This window comes from Limosilactobacillus sp. (genome assembly GCF_022651205.1).
In the GTDB taxonomy this organism is placed as follows: Bacteria; Bacillota; Bacilli; order Lactobacillales; family Lactobacillaceae; genus Limosilactobacillus.
This window is the reverse complement of record NZ_JALCQI010000031.1, coordinates 1-17,094: the sequence shown is the minus strand read 5'-3', so window position 1 is coordinate 17,094 and position 17,094 is coordinate 1. Positions and strand designations below refer to the sequence as shown.

At 40.3% G+C, this 17,094-nt stretch carries 15 protein-coding genes, 1 tRNA gene and 1 rRNA gene; 15 read left to right on the top strand and 2 right to left on the bottom strand.

Annotated elements, in window-relative coordinates:
- The first annotated feature begins 10 nt into the window (after positions 1 to 10).
- Positions 11 to 127: ribosomal RNA gene (gene rrf / locus LKJ51_RS06525) — 5S ribosomal RNA — on the top strand.
- A gap of 5 nt (positions 128 to 132) precedes the next feature.
- Positions 133 to 205, top strand: a tRNA-Thr gene (locus LKJ51_RS06520).
- A gap of 257 nt (positions 206 to 462) precedes the next feature.
- On the opposite strand, the gene LKJ51_RS06515 is transcribed toward LKJ51_RS06520, so the two are convergent.
- A complete protein-coding gene (locus LKJ51_RS06515; RefSeq protein WP_057740136.1) occupies positions 463 to 984 on the bottom strand; it encodes a TetR/AcrR family transcriptional regulator in 522 nt (173 codons plus the stop codon).
- Between the two features lie 117 nt (positions 985 to 1,101).
- Here LKJ51_RS06515 and LKJ51_RS06510 point away from each other — a divergent pair, with 117 nt between their 5' ends.
- From LKJ51_RS06510 to LKJ51_RS06500, 3 genes are read left to right on the top strand one after another with little or no spacing between them, the layout of a single operon-like run.
- Complete coding sequence (locus LKJ51_RS06510) at positions 1,102 to 3,444, top strand: MMPL family transporter (RefSeq protein WP_291979880.1); 2,343 nt, start codon at positions 1,102 to 1,104, stop codon at positions 3,442 to 3,444.
- Positions 3,445 to 3,459: 15 nt separating this feature from the next.
- A complete protein-coding gene (locus LKJ51_RS06505) occupies positions 3,460 to 4,632 on the top strand; it encodes an alpha/beta hydrolase family protein (RefSeq protein WP_291979881.1) in 1,173 nt (390 codons plus the stop codon).
- A gap of 12 nt (positions 4,633 to 4,644) precedes the next feature.
- Positions 4,645 to 5,289, top strand: a complete 645-nt coding sequence (locus LKJ51_RS06500; RefSeq protein WP_273111394.1) for an NAD(P)-dependent oxidoreductase — start codon at positions 4,645 to 4,647, stop codon at positions 5,287 to 5,289.
- Positions 5,290 to 5,392: 103 nt separating this feature from the next.
- On the opposite strand, the gene LKJ51_RS06495 is transcribed toward LKJ51_RS06500, so the two are convergent.
- Entirely contained in the window at positions 5,393 to 5,866 is a 474-nt protein-coding gene (locus LKJ51_RS06495) for a hypothetical protein (protein WP_192944629.1), read from the bottom strand.
- 825 nt (positions 5,867 to 6,691) lie between these two features.
- Here LKJ51_RS06495 and LKJ51_RS06490 point away from each other — a divergent pair.
- The 10 genes from LKJ51_RS06490 (at position 6,692) to tnpC (ending at position 16,732) form a co-directional block, all read left to right on the top strand.
- Positions 6,692 to 9,301 carry a hypothetical protein gene (locus LKJ51_RS06490; RefSeq protein WP_291979883.1) on the top strand — a complete coding sequence of 870 codons (2,610 nt, stop codon included), beginning with the start codon at positions 6,692 to 6,694 and terminating at the stop codon, positions 9,299 to 9,301.
- A gap of 480 nt (positions 9,302 to 9,781) precedes the next feature.
- Complete coding sequence (mobC, locus tag LKJ51_RS06485) at positions 9,782 to 10,345, top strand: plasmid mobilization relaxosome protein MobC (RefSeq protein WP_291980200.1); 564 nt, start codon at positions 9,782 to 9,784, stop codon at positions 10,343 to 10,345.
- Positions 10,320 to 11,435 (top strand): relaxase/mobilization nuclease domain-containing protein, encoded by a 1,116-nt coding sequence (locus LKJ51_RS06480; protein ID WP_291980199.1) that lies wholly within the window; start codon positions 10,320 to 10,322, stop codon positions 11,433 to 11,435. The genes mobC and LKJ51_RS06480 overlap by 26 nt, the downstream gene beginning before the upstream one ends.
- Complete coding sequence (locus LKJ51_RS06475; RefSeq protein WP_291980198.1) at positions 11,413 to 11,994, top strand: hypothetical protein; 582 nt, start codon at positions 11,413 to 11,415, stop codon at positions 11,992 to 11,994. The genes LKJ51_RS06480 and LKJ51_RS06475 overlap by 23 nt, the downstream gene beginning before the upstream one ends.
- Complete coding sequence (locus tag LKJ51_RS06470) at positions 11,981 to 12,712, top strand: hypothetical protein (protein WP_291980197.1); 732 nt, start codon at positions 11,981 to 11,983, stop codon at positions 12,710 to 12,712. The genes LKJ51_RS06475 and LKJ51_RS06470 overlap by 14 nt, the downstream gene beginning before the upstream one ends.
- Before the next feature lie 101 nt (positions 12,713 to 12,813).
- Entirely contained in the window at positions 12,814 to 13,014 is a 201-nt protein-coding gene (locus tag LKJ51_RS06465; RefSeq protein WP_291980196.1) for a helix-turn-helix transcriptional regulator, read from the top strand.
- A gap of 72 nt (positions 13,015 to 13,086) precedes the next feature.
- Complete coding sequence (locus LKJ51_RS06460; protein ID WP_291980195.1) at positions 13,087 to 14,289, top strand: tyrosine-type recombinase/integrase; 1,203 nt, start codon at positions 13,087 to 13,089, stop codon at positions 14,287 to 14,289.
- Positions 14,290 to 14,584: 295 nt separating this feature from the next.
- Positions 14,585 to 14,776 (top strand): hypothetical protein, encoded by a 192-nt coding sequence (locus tag LKJ51_RS06455; RefSeq protein WP_291980194.1) that lies wholly within the window; start codon positions 14,585 to 14,587, stop codon positions 14,774 to 14,776.
- Entirely contained in the window at positions 14,766 to 15,122 is a 357-nt protein-coding gene (tnpB, locus tag LKJ51_RS06450) for an IS66 family insertion sequence element accessory protein TnpB (protein WP_291980193.1), read from the top strand. Before LKJ51_RS06455 ends, tnpB begins: the two co-directional genes overlap by 11 nt.
- 68 nt (positions 15,123 to 15,190) lie before the next feature.
- On the top strand, positions 15,191 to 16,732 hold the full coding sequence (gene tnpC, locus LKJ51_RS06445; protein WP_291980191.1) for an IS66 family transposase: 1,542 nt from the start codon (positions 15,191 to 15,193) through the stop codon (positions 16,730 to 16,732).
- Positions 16,733 to 17,094: the final 362 nt, after the last annotated feature.

Below are 17,094 nucleotides of genomic sequence, written 5' to 3'. Positions count from 1 at the left end.
GGAGGGTAAGTGTGGTGATGATGGCTTGAAGGATACACCTGTTCCCATGCCGAACACAGAAGTTAAGCTTCAACACGCCAAAAGTAGTTGGGGGATCGCTCCCTGCGAGGATAGGACGTTGCCACGCTTGATGCTGACTTAGCTCAGTTGGCAGAGCACGTCATTAGTAATGATGAGGTCGGAGGTTCGAATCCTCTAGTCAGCATAATTAAAACTTACAAAGTTTATTAATCCTTGATATATCAACGTTTTACGAAGATGTATTAGGGATTATTTTTGTTTATTTAAGAATGTTATGCACACGGCTGTGCACACAGAAAAACTGTGTGCATGACCTTACATCGGGAAAAGGTTGTATATACTGATTTAATGGGCTTTACGCCCATTTTTTTGTGTGCATTTTGGTGATTTCAACATGTAAAAACGATTAATGATGTTACATTATCATCAGAACTTGTTTAATCAGTCATTTAAATTAGGAAATTCTTCAGTGTCAAAAATTTGCTGAAGTTGGTCAGCGTCTTGAATGATGTCATAGTAATAGCCGTGTTGGTTATTCCAGGCCATGATTGCAGAAAGCTTACCGAAAGTAAACCAAATCTGACTGTTAGAACTGTCGGCATCTGTCATTACCAATTTGAGAATAGTTTTTAAAACTACTTCCTGAAATTCGCTGTCTGCTCGCTGGCGGTTGATGATCTGATGCCCCAAGTCAGAAGCTTCATTTGAGATTGATCGTAAGAAATAGAATGGTGTTGTATTGAATTCGTTGATGGAGAAACTTGATTGGTCAACCATTGTCATTATTATCTGTTCAACTAAGTCATATTTATCCCGATAATGCAGGTAAAAGGTGTTGCGATTAATCAGCGCCTTGTTAACAATGTCGGTTACCGTAATTTTACTGAATGTCTTCTTTAATAGGAGGTCAGCCAGTGCTTGTTGAATTTCTCGCTGGGTGCGTAATTTTCTTAAATCCGCCACTTTATCACCACTTTCTAAACACTGTCGCTTTAATTGGCAGTGCTATTTTATTATCTATAGTTTATTAAAATTATGCTGACTATAATTTAGAAAGTCAATAAAGAAAGAGGAGAGAGTATGGGAAAACTATTAAAGAAAATCGGCCAGTGTATGGCCAAACACAAGTGGGCCGCAATTATTATATGGTTAGTAGCATTACTCGGCTTCGGAACTATCGTAGCTAAGTTAGGCTCCAACTACAATGAGTCACTATCCATCTCAGGAATTCCATCAACTGAAATTCAATCAACCTTAAAGAAGGAATTTCACCAGGACACTGATCATGGAACCCTTCAGGTTGTAATAAAAACCAAAGATAAGAAAGGATTATTGCAACCAAAAACAGAACAGGCAATTAATAGTGCCGTAACTAAGGCAAAGAAGAAACCACACGTAGCGTCTGTTACTAACCCTTATCAGGAACAAAAGTTTAGCAAAGATCTGACGACTACTTACGCAACGGTAACCTATGACCAGAAGACAAATTCGGTTACTCCAGCGACAATCCATAAGACGCAACAAGCTTTCAAAACATTAGATGACCAGAAAGGTGTTGAAGTAGAATACACCGGAACCGTTTCAATTCACCCGATGGGGGTTAATGAAATTGCCGAACTGATTGGTGTCGCAATCGCTTTTGTCTTCATGATGGTTCTCTTTCGTTCCTTTATCACGGCTGGCTTACCAATCATTAGTGCGGTTACCGGCTTGGCACTGGGTCTTATAGTTATCGGAATTGGTTCTAACTACTTTGAGACCGCATCAGTCGCCCAGAGTTTGGCGATGATCCTTAGCCTAGCCTGTGGGATTGATTACGCCCTCTTCATCATCAACCGTTATCGGACTAATCGTGCGACACAAAATGATTACCTTACAGCTCTTGGTGATGCCATGGGAACTGCAGGTAGTTCAGTACTATTTGCAGGAATCACAGTCATTATTGCAGTATCGGGTTTAAGTCTGGTTGGTATTGACTTCTTGACGCAAATGGGACTAGCTGCTGCTGTTGGGGTGGCTTTTGCGATCTTATCAGCAATGACTCTGTTACCAGCACTGATTTCGTTAGCTCATCGGCATATTAAACCAGCAAAAGAAGAACCACATCACCGCAAGAACAAAAGTGGGATAGTTGAACATACGATTATCAAGCACCCGTTTGTCACTGCAATTGCCAGTGTGCTGGTTCTTATAGCATTTGCCATTCCGTCTGGTCATATGAGATTGGGAATGCCTTATAATGGCGCATTACCAACCAATCAGACTGAGCGAAAGGCTTATGATATTCTGTCCGATAAGTTTGGCGAGGGAATCAATGGTCAATTAATTGTTGTTGCCAAGTTAGACAAGAATGCCAGTCCGCAGGAAAAACAACAGACAGTCATGAAGATCACCGATCATCTGTCCAATATGAAGTACGTCAAGATGGCGACACCGGGGATGATCAGTGGCGGAGGTAAAGTTGGCTCTGGTCAATCCGGAATGCAACGAGGCCAGCAACCTCAACCTGGTCAAATGAATAATTCTCAGCAACCTGGTAGTACAACAAGTGCTGCTCAACAATCCGCTAAACAGAAGCAAATGGCTGGTCAAGGACAGCCCGGTCAGCAAGCAAGTGTCGCTCAGCAACAGATGGTGCTTCAGCAGTCAGGTGGTAAGCTACCCGACGGAAACTATGCTGTCTTCATGGTGATCCCTACCCATGGACCTGAATCAGTTAAGACTGATAAGTTAGCTCACAATATAAAGAAATATTCCAAGACAACTGAAGATGAGATGAATACCAAACTCATTCTCACGGGATCCAACGCTATCAATATCGATATCGTTCAAAAGCTAAACCATGCCATTCCAATATTTGCTGGAATTGTTATGGCACTGGCCTTTGTCTTAATGATGTTAGTTTTCCGTTCCTTCATTGTCCCGCTAGTTGCTATGGCTGGCTTTGGAATGTCACTCTTGGCATCGTTTGGTGCCTTGACCGCTGTTATGCAAGATGCCGTTATGCACACTGTTTTCGGTATTAGTAAGGGAGCACCGATTATTGCTTTCTTACCAGTGATTGCAATTGGAATCTTATTTGGTCTGGCAATGGACTATGAAGTTTTCCTAGTATCACGGATTCGGGAGATTTACCTGTTAACTGGGGATACTACTGAGGCAGTTCGCATCGGTATGCGCGAAAACGCTAAGGTTATCATTACCGCTGGGTTAATTATGATTTCCGTATTCGGTAGTTTTGCCATTACTACTAACCCAACTAGCAAGTCAATCGGATTAGCACTAGCCTTTGGGGTCTTCTTTGATGCCTTTATTGTCCGATTGATCTTTGTACCAGCAATGATCAAGCTTTGTGGTAAGTGGAACTGGATCTTCCCAGGGATGCGGACAAGCAAGATCGAACAACAAAAACGTGAAAAATAGAAAGGATAAATTAATATGACTGAAGAATTTATAAAATTCAATAATCATTGGTCGTCACAGAAATTCAGTAAGAATATGTTACAAGACGCCCTCGTCAAACATGTTTTAGGGTTAGTTAATTACCGGATGGCCGATGTCGGTGAAGTCTTAGAGGTAAACGCTAATTTGAAGAATGGTGACGAACAGACCTGGATCAGCGCCTGGGCTACGATGGCAAATCGTTTGCAGGAGCGGGCGATACAATATGAACAAGCTAACAAGCTGGTCAGTGCAGGTAGTGCATACCTTCGTGCTTCAACCTATTGGCGAGTTGCTTTGATGTACTTCGGAGATGTTGCGGATCCGCGAATCAGACAGTATTGTAGACTTAGCCAGGGTTGCTATGATAAGTCAATGAAACTTTCCGGGTATCCCGGCAAAGCAATTGAAATTCCTTATGAAAATACGACTCTGCCAGGGCACTATTTTCAGTCACCACACGCTAACGGAAAGTCGCCACTGCTGATTGTCGTTCCTGGTCGTGATACTTGGGCCGATGATACATGTTGGGTAACAGACGCTGCAATTAAGCGTGGCATTAATGCTTTGACCTTTGATGGCCCAGGTCAGGGAATGACCCTTCGACTTCAGGGGTTATCATTCCGACCTGATTTTGAAAACGTCATGAAACCTGTCTTAGACTTTGCTGAGGGACTGTCTGACGTCGATCCATCACGAATTGGTGTGATGGGAATGAGCTTTGGCGGCTTCCAGGTTCCCCGGGCAGCAGCTTTTGATAAGCGAATCAAGGTATGCATTGCTGATCCTGGTAATATCGCTTGGGGCAAAATGATTGGACAGCGTTTAAACAAAATTCTAGCCTTGCCAAAAAGATTACGACCAGCAATGTTGGAATACATGCTTAAAGATTATACCTGGAAGCATGGTTGCTCTGAAAAAGAATTATTGCCGGAGTTAGCTAAATATGACAACAGCGATATCATTGATCAAATTCAATCCAAAGTATTGGTGCTGAATGGGGCCGCTGAGATTAATCCAGAGGCTGCTAAGGAATTCTATAATCAGCTAACCTGTCCGAAGGATTACTTGTTTTTTGATGAGAATTCAACAGCCCAACAGCATACACAGATGGGCGGTTATGCTCCGGCGAGTGAAATGATTTTTAACTGGATCGAAGATAACCTATAGGGGGCTTGTTAAATGAAACTTTGCATTTTTGGTGCAACCGGACGGACCGGAGAAGAACTGGTTCTCCAGTCTTTAGAAAAGAAATATTCAGTTATTGCCTATGTTCGTCACCCAGATAAGTTAACTCATCGTGATCAAATAACGGTAGTAACTGGTGAATTAAACGATATTGATAAAATGGCGTCGGCTATGAAAGGTTGTGATGCGGTTTTAGTGGCGCTTGGTAATCCGGTTTCTAATAGCAGTGGAAAATTGTTTGCTCTTGCTATTCCAAACATTATTGAAGCAATGGATAAAGCAGGAGTTAAACGCCTAATCAGCCTGTCAGCATTAGGTGTTGGTGCTACTTATGAAAATACCCGTTATCCATATCGGATGGGGGCTAAAGGATTTTTAAAGGGAAATTTTGCTGATCATGAGGCTGGTGAAAAGCAGTTACCGTCTTCTGATCTCGATTGGACAACTATTCATCCCGGTCCACTATTTAACGGAGAAAGAAGTGAAAATCCGCTGGTTAGGGATGCAGCATCTGGCTACAAAATGCCAGGAGCACCGCGTACTAACCGAGCAGACGTGGCTAAGGTGATGTTGCAGATTATTGATGACCCACAGACCTACATGAAGCAACTTATCATGTGTTCTAAGCAAGATGATTAAGATGATTGTTACGTTTAATAGTGTTCAACACTGAAATAAAAGTAGTTAAACTACAAAATCCTCGACCGGTTTTGGTCGGGGATTTTTTTATTAGAAAATCTATTTAATTGTTGAAAAAAGGATCAAGTTCTTTTTGGGCGTTTACTATAGCATTAATGTATTTATCACCGGCGGCGATAATCGATTGTCGAACGTCCGCAATTGGCTTTTCTGAGTTAGTTAATGGCTGGTGTGCATACCATTCGGGACCATGTGAAATATTCTCGAACACATCTTCGTTTTCGTATTCAATGATTGACGTCATGAGGTCGTAGGCTTTCTTTCCCTCATGGCCTGTTTCATTTAAGAAGTCTTGTAATAGAGGTGGTAGTGTTGAATTAATAAAAATCGTTAATTGCTTATCCAGTTTTTTGGTTTCCTTATCTTTGAAGAAGGAATGGTGTTGCTCTTCCCACTTATCAGATAGCTCATAGTACAGATACCACTTAGCAGATTGCCACTCCTCACCAACGTCTGCCACGTCAATATCCTGGAATTTGGAATGATCATATTTTGCTACTATACGTGTATATGGCAAATATTCATAGCAGGATTGGTCAATTAAATCTTTATTGGATTCACTTAATAAATCAATTCCAATATTGAAAAGTGATCTTAATAATGGATCTAAGTCGTTTCCTGTGCCCCAAATTAACTCATAGACTGAGGAAAAATTTAGATTATCTACAACATCATGAATTATTTGAGAATTTAATAAGTAGGGGTTCCTACTTTTAATCCTCCTATTATGCATAACGTTAGATAATAATTGTTCGTTACCGTTAGAAATTTGAAACCTGGTTTTCTTTAATTGCTTCTTTTTTTGTAGAATTCGCTTACTGATAAAACTATAGATGTGCTCAGTAAATGTTTGAATATCGTCAGACATATAACCCTTTCTTTTCTTTTGATAGTGGTAGAAAATATCTCAAAAATATTTATACAGTCACCACTTCTACCACTAAAATTTATTTTACTATAAAGATGATCAAAAGGAAAGCTGCAGCAAACTTTTGATATCAATCATTTAATTCCGTGAAGCTCAGTAAGTAGTGAATTGATAGCCTATACTAACTGGTCAATGGTTAGCAAGGGAAAACAAAGGAAACTACTGATATCACAACCTTTACGGCGTGCTAACGCCGTTGCCGAGCTCCGTCAACGGCAGTCGTCAGGAAAGCCGTCAGGATAGCTTTCGTGGTAACAGCCGAAAGAGCATTGGGCTGGTGTTAAAAGTGCATGAAACCAATGATTGTTGATTGTTATTGGGCAAATTGAAACTTACGGGTAATTAGCACATGGATAACAGTTAAAAGCCCTTGCTGTCAGCCTTAGAACGGTTACCCAGAAAGGATGAGGCGTGATGTCCGATGATAAGAAGTCGGAAACCATTGAAGAACGGTATGCTAAGGCTTCAGATTATTTGAAGCGGTATTCCCATTCTAGTCGAAAGCTATACCGAGTTATTCTAAAGGCTTTACCACCTCTACAAGTTAATGATCAATTTAACAAAGATAACATTGAATTGGCTATTAAAGCTGGTAAGGTACTGGATCTGCTTGGTGAGGCATCGCGGACCTGGAATATTTCGCTTCACTGGTTATTTACCGTATGCAATCCGAAGATTACGGATCAATCTAATCCAAAGTACAGTCCGGTTTATATCCAGCACACAACTGATTTACCGCTAAACCGTTTCGGTGAACTAGATCGTCTGGTGATGGATGAGAGTGGAAATCTAATTCGAGCTGGTGACAAATTGGTGGGTGATGATCGATTTGTTGGCACAGGTTGCGAAGATTATGGCTCTGCTTGGAATGACAATGGTGATGTTATTAAGCGTGATGCTCGTGGGCAGCCAATCCTAGATGGCTTTACTGAATGGGTGGCACAACACGTTAATGATTTACAACAAATGTGCTGTCGAAATTCAAATCGTGACCGCCATTTTGCAGCTTTTCAAATCAATCATACGCGAGATGATGAGGAAAACAAACGCAACGGTGAAGTGGAACATAAGGAGTCGCACAGTCATTTGGTGATTGATATGCCTACCCGCCGGACGCGGTACCGGATGATGGAATTGTTTGGTTATAACTTTGATGACTTGGCAGAAACCTTTGAATGGATTGACCAAATGGGTGATCAGAGAAACGAACGGATTGAGGCATTTCTTGGAACGCTTCAAGGAGCGATGCAAAACTATGTTGTAACTAAGCACTACATCTCTTCACTTCAATATCTGGTTCATCAGAGTTCCAAGGCCAAACGTGACCAAAAAACGCCATATGCGATCAATGAAGTGATTAGTTGGTTACCCGATGACCCAGGAAAGTCATATTCCAGTATTGCCGGCGTGTATGATGACGAAATGGTTGCTAACGGCATTGATTCGGCGATTGTTCGTAATTTACACAGTCCATATAATCTAGCTCACCACACGGCGAGATTGGTAGGACGAAACGATGGCGATCGAGTTTTTTCTGGTCATCAACTCTCTAAGCTGAGAAGTTTAGGAACCAAGGGTGCTGGGAAAATGAACTTCAGCAAGCCATCAAAGAAACTTATTTTGGATCAACTAATGGAATGGATATATTCGGGTCGGATGCAGGTGACAGATTGGAAAGATGCTCTTCATGCAGCCTTTGATGATGGTGATGCGGCAGGCTTAATTGCTGATCAGGACTTTATTAAGCGTTTAACAGCAGTAATGGATGATCAGCGTGAGTCTACCATCAATGACATTGATGCTGATCGTAATATGAGCACGATTTTCATTACAGCAGCTCAGGGAGGAATTGGTAAATCGTATCTTGCGAGTCGACTATGCCAATATCTGGAAAAAGGTCGTACACCTTATATGGCCGCAGCTGAGGACAAAGGTAAAACCGTTGATTACTGGCAAGATTACCAAGATCAAGCTGCAGCTGTTATTGATGAAGTTTCACCGTCTTCAATTGAATGGAGTGCCCTTAAGGATATGTTGGATCCGCACAAGATTCCGCGAGTTTCTAGTCGCTTTCACAATACCAGCCCTTGGAATCTAAATCTCTTAGTAATGACGAATGTTTATGCTGATGGAATTTCCGGTTATGTACGCGATGTTCTTCACTATGCACCTGGAGTTACTAAGTTAGGTTATTTGGAGCAAGCCGAGTATGATAAACGATCTTGGAATCTTAAAACTAAGGATCCAGAGGCAGGTCAGATTTATCTTTCTCAACTTAGTCAGCTATTAAGACGACTACCTATCAACATTCACATGATACCAACTAATGATGGTAAAGGAACTGAGGTAATTGTTTCAATCATCAGTTTCCGACCAGGTGGCCGTGCCATTAAAAATTATGACTATGTTTATACGCGAGAATCGGATCATATCTTCAACGTCGTGATTAATGAAGATTTATCTGATCAGGATATGGAACGAGTTGTTAAAGCCGTTGCCAAAATGATTAGAGATCTCCAAGAAAAAGCGAAGACAATCTTTCGACAGGATCCCAATGCCATTCTTGATAGTTCGAAAGGCTTTTTGGAACGTCATGCTAACTTTGGTGTTTATTTCCAAAATGGACAAGCTTATCTTTCTGATGAGAAGCAACAGAATGGTAACTCAAATTATCAAGGTTCATATAGTAACAATACGTCACTTTCGCTAGCTACTAATATGTTGACGACTTTAAATAAGCTACGGTATGAGTTGTGGCCAGAATTTGTTGGGAAAGATCCTAATTTTCAACCTAATTTAAATCAATTCACGGCTTTGATGCGCGGCTATTTTGTTCCGATTCGACGTGGCTGTGGCGATGAATGGATCATTGTGAAATTGAGTAATAAGGCAATGAACTTACTTAAAACGCATCGAGCAACTGATGTAGTTATGCATCTTAATACAATCACTTATATTCAGGATGATGATGACTACTTTGAGATGAGTAAGAGTAACAAGGTTGCCCGAATTTTAACAAGTTAGTAATGAATGAGTGCCTAATAAATGTGGCGGGTAAGTGGTGGGTATTTGCCTACTTTGACCATTAAAGTAGGTCGTGTTCTGGTTCTCTTTGCGATACAAAAGAGAAGATGAAATCCAACCTAATCAGGACCCAAAATGGGTGACTTAGGTTGCTGAGTTTTGCTTCGTTTGTCTCACTACAAATGAAGGTCCAAAGGAAATTATTAAGAACCAAATTGGCAAACTTAGTTCTTAATTATAGAGGTGCAGGGGGAACAACGTTCTCTTTGCCAAGTAGGCCTAGTGATATCACTAGGTAACTACTTGCCCGTTGCTTTTCTGGTCACCATTGCTGGTGAATTGACACGTGTAGTTAATTCACATGAATGAGGAAACTAGAGGACCCAAAGGGCCTTATTGACGACATGAATCTTAGCAATTTAACTGGTGCTTTTGACACCAGTTAACGGCCAGAATTGCAACGCGGAAAGGAGTGATTTGATGTTAACTGATAGTCAATTAATTAAGCGAAAGCAGCAGATTAATTTGCACCGTCGCGTACCCGAAAAGAAGCATCCATATCTACTTCGAATCCCGCAAAGTGATTTTGAAAAGTTGCAAGCAGTAGTGGGTGATGAGCCAATGAGTAAAGTGCTACTTCGTGGACTAAAGACGGAATGGAACTACCACTTAGCGGTGCAAAGTTTGATGAAAGAACTACCTGATTTTAAGACTACCAAGCAACTTGATAAATGGCGGTTCGATCATCTGAAAGATAGTCCTGAATTGTTAGCTAAGTATGTGATGCCAGCGACAATTAAAACTTACTTACTTCAATTGGAACAGCACGATAAATTGAAGCAATTCGCTTTGGTTCAGTGGAACTCAATTGTGTATTACCTCAATCGGATTGGTGTTAATTTGAATCAACTGGCTCATCAAGCTAATCGTGGTGTTCCAGTGGACAGTGAAGAGTTACAAAAGTTAATTAAAGCAACGATGAATTTATCGCAACTGATTAATAAGAAATTTAAGGAGAATGATGGTCATGTATGTAAAAAGTAATTACATTACGAACGCTTATGGCAGGTTGAAGTACTTATTTGACGAACCGGCGCATGACGGCTCCGCTCATCGGGTACTTGGTGTAAACGGTTCGCATATATATCTATTGGGGCCGCGTGGCCAACCATACCCAGCACAAAGCGGTTACTTTCTAAATCAACAATTCAAATTGGTAAGACACCAGGCAGCCAATCGACGAAAACGGCAACAGGCTCAACATCTAATTTGCTCATTCTCAGACCGAGAAATGCCGACTGATGATTCTAAGCATGTTAAGGATGAAGTCAAGCAAATTAATCAACTGGTTGGTGGCTTTATGGCTGAGTATTTTCCTAACACGCAGTGGGTCTCCGCAATCCAAGCGGATGGTCAAGAGGGACATAAGTTACACTGCCATATTTTGATTAATAGTGTGAAACCTGATGGTAAATGTGTCCGGACTAACAAGTTTAGTGTTGGCCGATTGCGTCATGAGTGGAATAACTACCTAAAAAAGCACTATTTAGAAGTGACCGGTCATGTTTATGTCAATCCATTTGGTAAAGACAAACCGGGAAAGGTTGTTAAGCCAAAAGGGTGGCAAGCGGCCTTGAAGGAGACACTTGAATGGGCGCTTAATCAAGCCAAGTCTATTGAAGAGTATCTAAGATTGTTGAAAGCAAAGGAAGTGACCGTGACAAAACGGAATAAACGGTGTGATTGGTCATATCACACTATTGTAAATGGTAAGAAGAAGACAGTGCGGGACTTTTACCAGCGTCGTGATCGAAAGACTGGCCTGGTTAAAGCTACCCGCGGTATGGGTAAAGAATTTACTCCATTGGAATTAGAAAGACATTTTAGTCAAAAACAACAGAGCGAAACTAAGGAGGTTTCAGTTGATGAAGAAAAATCTCAACAATTCAATGAGCGATCTGAACGACTTATTGAAGCCAAACGACAACGTCAGCGATTCAACACCTACGTCGCACAGCAACAACGTACAGCAAATGATGAAGAAGCTGGCGACCAAGCAAGATCTACAAACTTGGACCGGCGACATCACCAAGTCTCTGAGCAATCAGAAGATGAATTTAACCCAGGGAGTTAGTGATATTGCACACCAAGCTATTAAAGATGCTTGGAAGGATGGGCGTACTAAGTCCTATGGCGATTTGGAGCAGAAGTTCAAGGGTCAGCAATCACGAATTGACCGGATGAATGTTTCAAGGGCACAGGCTGAAGTAATGGCAAGTGCTGATCATTCTAAGGTTGAACAACTGAATCAGGTAGTTAATAAGTTGGTAGTAGTAATTAATCATAATAGTAATCTACTACGACAGCTAATTAGTGCGGTTCAGAAACCAATTGATATTGATGGTCATGATTTACTGCGTGTCATGCGTGAAGAAGCTAATTCTACGACTAATCAACTTTTGAGCAAGGAAGTTATTACCTATATCAATCAAGTCAAAGAATCTATTGCGCAAGATAAACAGCAAGTTACTCAGTCTCATCAAGTGATGGAACATACCTTAACTAAGTTTGCAAATGGTGCATTGATTGTCTTGGCTGGGGTAGTTTTAGCGAGTGTAATGCCGTGGTGGCCAGTTAAGGTCGTTGTTGGTATTGGTTCAATTATTGGAGGTCTTATTTATGGTAAAGATTAATAAGCGTCGGTGCGCTGGATTCGGTGGCGAAGTTCAGGATGCTTCACCGTTGAAAGTTGAAAATACGCAAGAATATTCAGATGTTATCGCAATGGCACGGTTTAAGTTAGGGACAAGCATTAATTTTCTGAAAGGGCCTTTTACCCAATTAGCAGATTCCATTGAGAATCTATGGTTAAGTGAAGGCGACCAGGTACCACATTTTGTTTCTAAATTTGCCGACTGTTGGTCAGTTGATGACTACGCCACGTTTTGCGAGCAGGTGAAGTTGTGGGCGTTAGATCATGGTGCTGACCCGTTTGATGAACTACGGCGTCGTGTACGTGAACTCCTTTTGTGTGATAAAAAGTCATTCCAATTACTAACAATTACTAAATTACTGAACAAGTCAAAGGATAGTGAGCAAGTACTATTTGACCAGCAAGCTAATGTTCAACAACTGTGCAATGAGATTGGTGAAAAGGATGATCAACTTTTCATTGACCATGATGGCTTTAAACAGACGACTTCTCGGTTTGGACGATTAAAAGGATTGGTCCAGGCGATGCGCCAACATTCCAACTACTTAGTTAATCAGCGTTTGACGCGTCGTCGACTAGTAAATGTGAATCTTGCTGAGCAGGCTAAGATTATTTCAAAGCCTGTCCAATCAAATATGAAGTCTGAACAGCCTAAGAAACATAAGTCAAAGGATCATGATGATGAACTGGAATTATAAACAAAAAAAGCGACTAACCCAGCTACCACACTTTGGAAAGTCACTTTCTAATAACAAATTGTTATCCCGTTCATTATCTACCACAAAGGAGTAGATGTAAATTGTTCGGCAAAGATATTCTAAATGGAAAGCAATTATGTGCTGCCCTGGGTATTAGCACCACACTACTATACCGCTTAATTCGAAATGGAATGCCCTATCATCAACTTTCAACTGGAAGCCGAAAATATTACAACCTAGAAGAGGTTAAGCATTGGTTACTCAATGCCGGTTATCAGCAAAAGGCAGTGTGGACAAAGTAATTAGAAGGGTTGTAGAATACTGGTAATCAGTGTACTACAACCTTTTTCTTTATATGAAGGAGAAGGTTGACAATGATTAAAAAGATGAAAACTGGCAAGCACGCGGGACAATTCCAAGTACGGATCCAACCAATTAATAAGTTAACTGGTAAGCGGGAGAGTTGGCCAGTTGAGTATGCTAAAACACGTCGAGCAGCAACCGCATTAGATCGGAAAATGTGGGCTGATTACGAAGATGGAATGCAGTTATGCGATGGTAATGCTAACTTTGCAGACGAATTTCAGAAATATGTTAATCAGCGAAAGAATGCAATTTCCCCTGTTACTTATCGTGATTGGAATAATTCGGCGGCTGAATTTAAGAAATATTTTAAGAATACAAAAATCAAGGATGTTACTGAACGACTGGTAGAGCAATTTGCCCATGATTTTGTACGAACCCACAAGGCAACTGTTGGACGGGCAACCGTTGTTGATCACCGCCTGACGCATATGCGGAGCTTCTTTAATGAGTTAGTCGGAAAAGTTGTTAAAGAAAATCCAGTGCCGGAGCAATATCTTGATAAGTTCTTCCGTAAGAGTGATTTTAGCGTTGGTAAGCAGCGATACTTGTTTACTAATGATGAGCTGGAATCTATTAAGAAACAGATTCAGTTAGAACTAAATAATACTACTATTGCGGATTGGGGTACTCGGTTAGCACTGTGGATTGATCTTGAAACTGGGATGCGTCCTGGTGAAATTCAAGCTCTCAGATTTAAGAACTTGGTAGTAGAAGATGACTATCCAACTTTTAAGATTAGTGATAGTTGGTCGGATTACGCTAAGAAGTTCAATGGGGCACTTAAAGCACGGCCTAAAGGATATGCCCGTTATTGCTTACCAATTTCACAACCACTGGCAGATTTTATAGATATGTTTCAGGAAGAACAGGAGAATTTTCTTGAACGTCATGATTTGACGAATCCTGAAGGTTTGATCTTCCTGAATCTACATGACTATAAGACTTGTGCCAATAATATCCCTATTACCCAGCGGAGTATGAATGAGATGTTAAAGAAGCTCTGCAATGAATTGGGAATTAGTGGTAACGGAGCGCAGTTATCTATGTATTCGTTTCGGCACACATTATGTACTAAGCTGGCCAATAAGCCGGGCATGTCTTATCCGTGGGCAGCCGAACGAATGGGTAACAGTTTGGCCATCTTTATGCGGGTTTACGTTAAAGCGGATCGCGATATTAACCGCAAAATGATGGATAACTGGATGGCATAGGATGCACACAGATATGCACACGATTACCAAGAGTTACCATCTAGTTTGTTGATATAAAAGGAACAAGTTGACTAGAACCTACCAGCTTCTAGTCAGCATAATTAAAACTTACAAAGTTTATTAGTCCTTGATATATCAACGTTTTGCAAAGGTATATCAAGGATTGTTTTTGTTTATTTAGGAATGTAATGCACACGGCTGTGCACACAGAAAAGTAAGCACACCATAACCGCACGTCTATATTTTACTTCTCAGGTCTCCTATACTGAAATCATCAGTAAGGAGGCCCTTTTCTATGGAAGAAAAACATGAAATTATCATGCCTAGTTTTACCACTAAGGCAAAATCGGTAAATAAGCTAAAGAAAGCTCAACCCCATTTAGCTGCCCAGATGACCGTAAATGGGATAGAATTAACAATCTTCAAAGGCACTAATCCCAACCTGGCGGTTGAATTAGCGAAAGTGATGATTCGTTATGCTCATTAATTGGCAGGATCCTGATAAGGTTTACCTGGTTTGTGGCAAAACTGATTTACGTAAAGGAATTGATGGTTTAGCAATTGTAGTTGCCGAAAACTATGGCTTGGAACTTTATGACCAATCGTTACTTCTGTTTTGTGGTTCACGCAATGATCGATTTAAGGCGTTATTTTGGGACGGTGAAGGTTTTATCTTGCTTTATAAACGCTTTGAAAATGGTCATTTAAAATGGCCACGAAATAGTTTAGAGGCTAAGCAACTTTCAAGCGCGCAGTTAACTGCTCTGCTTAAAGGACTAAATCCTTTTCCAACACCACGAATCCATTCAGCGCTACCGGGAAATTTATATTAGCTCTTTTTAAAAGTTGGTTCCTTTGATATAATAATGAAGAATTATTTAACCAAAGGAGGTGGCGTATCATGACAGATAAGGCTAAACAAAGAATTGCCGAGTTAGAACGACAACTTAAGGAGGCCAATCAGAAGATTGCCCAATTAACGGCCATGCTTAAGCTTCAACAAAACCAGTTATTTGGGAAAAAAACTGAAGTTTTCGAAAAAATAACCCAAGGACAACAGTCCTTGTTTAATATGGAAGAACTTTCACAAATGCAGTCTCAAGAACATGAAACTACAGAAGTTGTGACAGTTGAACGAAAACAAGTGGTACGTCGCCATAAGCCTAAAGCTAGCGGTAAACGTGCTGCTTTTTTGGATAGTCTACCGCAAGTAGATCAGGTAATTGAGTTAAAAGATACCCATTGTCCAAATTGTCATAACGAAATGAAAAAACTTGGGCAACGATTAGCTAATCGTGAAGCAGAGTTAAAGCCCGCCGAATTGTATTGTAAGAATACTTATCAGGAAACTTTTAAATGTGAACATTGTCATCCAAATGGCAATGATGTCTTAGTTAGTAGTTCTGCGCCACAAGTTTTATTACCACATAGTTACTTTTCAAGTAGTATTCTCGCCAAAATCTGTGACTTTAAATTTAATTTGGCGTTGCCATTTCACCGTCAGCTGAAATGGTGGAAAGCAATTGCTTTCCCGACTAATGATAAATTAATGGCGAATAATGTAATTAAGGTAAGTGAAAATTACTTAACGCCACTCTGCGAAAAGTTAAAACAATTAATGCAAAAAGAAGCTGTCATTCATATGGATGAAACGCCGTTTCAAGTTCTCGAAGAGCACAAGAGTAATTGTTATTTCTGGGCAACACGAACAACTAAAGAATTTAGTCGTCATCACATGACAATTTTTCATTATGCCAATACGCGTTCAGGACAAGTAATTGGTAAGATTGTTGGTCAAGAATATTCAGGGATTATCGCTTGTGATGGTTATGGAGGCTATAGTAATAATCTATATCCAGAAGCTAAATTCAGTATTTGTCTAGTTCACATCCGCCGTGAATTTATTAATATTATTAAGGCATTAAGTAATGAACAGGTGATGCATTCCGTAGCCCAACAGGCAGTTAACTTACTACGACCGATTTTCCACACGGAAAATCAGCTAAAGTATCACCATTGCCAAGAGAAATTGGCTCAACGGAAACTAAAGATTTTGCCATTAATGGATGAGTTCTATGCCTATATTAGTCAGGTACCCCGGCCGATGGGTAAACTAAGAGCAGCAATTCAAAATGCCTTGAAACTAAAGAAGCGAGTTTATCGGATCTTTGAAGATGGTCAAGTACCACTAACCAATAATCCGGTGGAACAAGCAATTCGACCATCAACGCTTATCCGAAAGAATTGCCTTTTTGCGACTTCAGTTCGTGGAGCCAAAGCAAATGCAATTTACTATTCTTTAGTAGCAACGGCTAAACTAAACCACCTAAATATCTACAAATATTTTAAGTATCTATTTGATCATTTACCTAACCGCAATGGCGAAGACATTGAGGCCTATTTACCATGGACAGAAAAAATTCAAATAAATTGTCACAATTAAGAAAAAAGGGCGTAAATCAGATTTTGGCTGATTTACGCCCTTTTACCGTGTTATTATAGCGTGCTTACAGTGCTCTTTGTTTTTTCGGTGCAATAAATGAATTATCGGTGCAAAATCAATCAATTTTGCACCGATAATCTTTAAATTACACTGATAATTGGTATAAAATACTAAAGAGAAAAATAGTGAAAGGAGATGGATTACTTGAAAGTTTTTGATTACCAGACATTAAATAATTTCCTAAATTTCAAGAATAAGTTAGCCACTGGACTCAAATAAATAATACTGACCAATTGATTATTGGTTGATGGAGCTGTGATATCTCTTGGTAGAAGGCCTTACGATAGATATCCATTGACGAA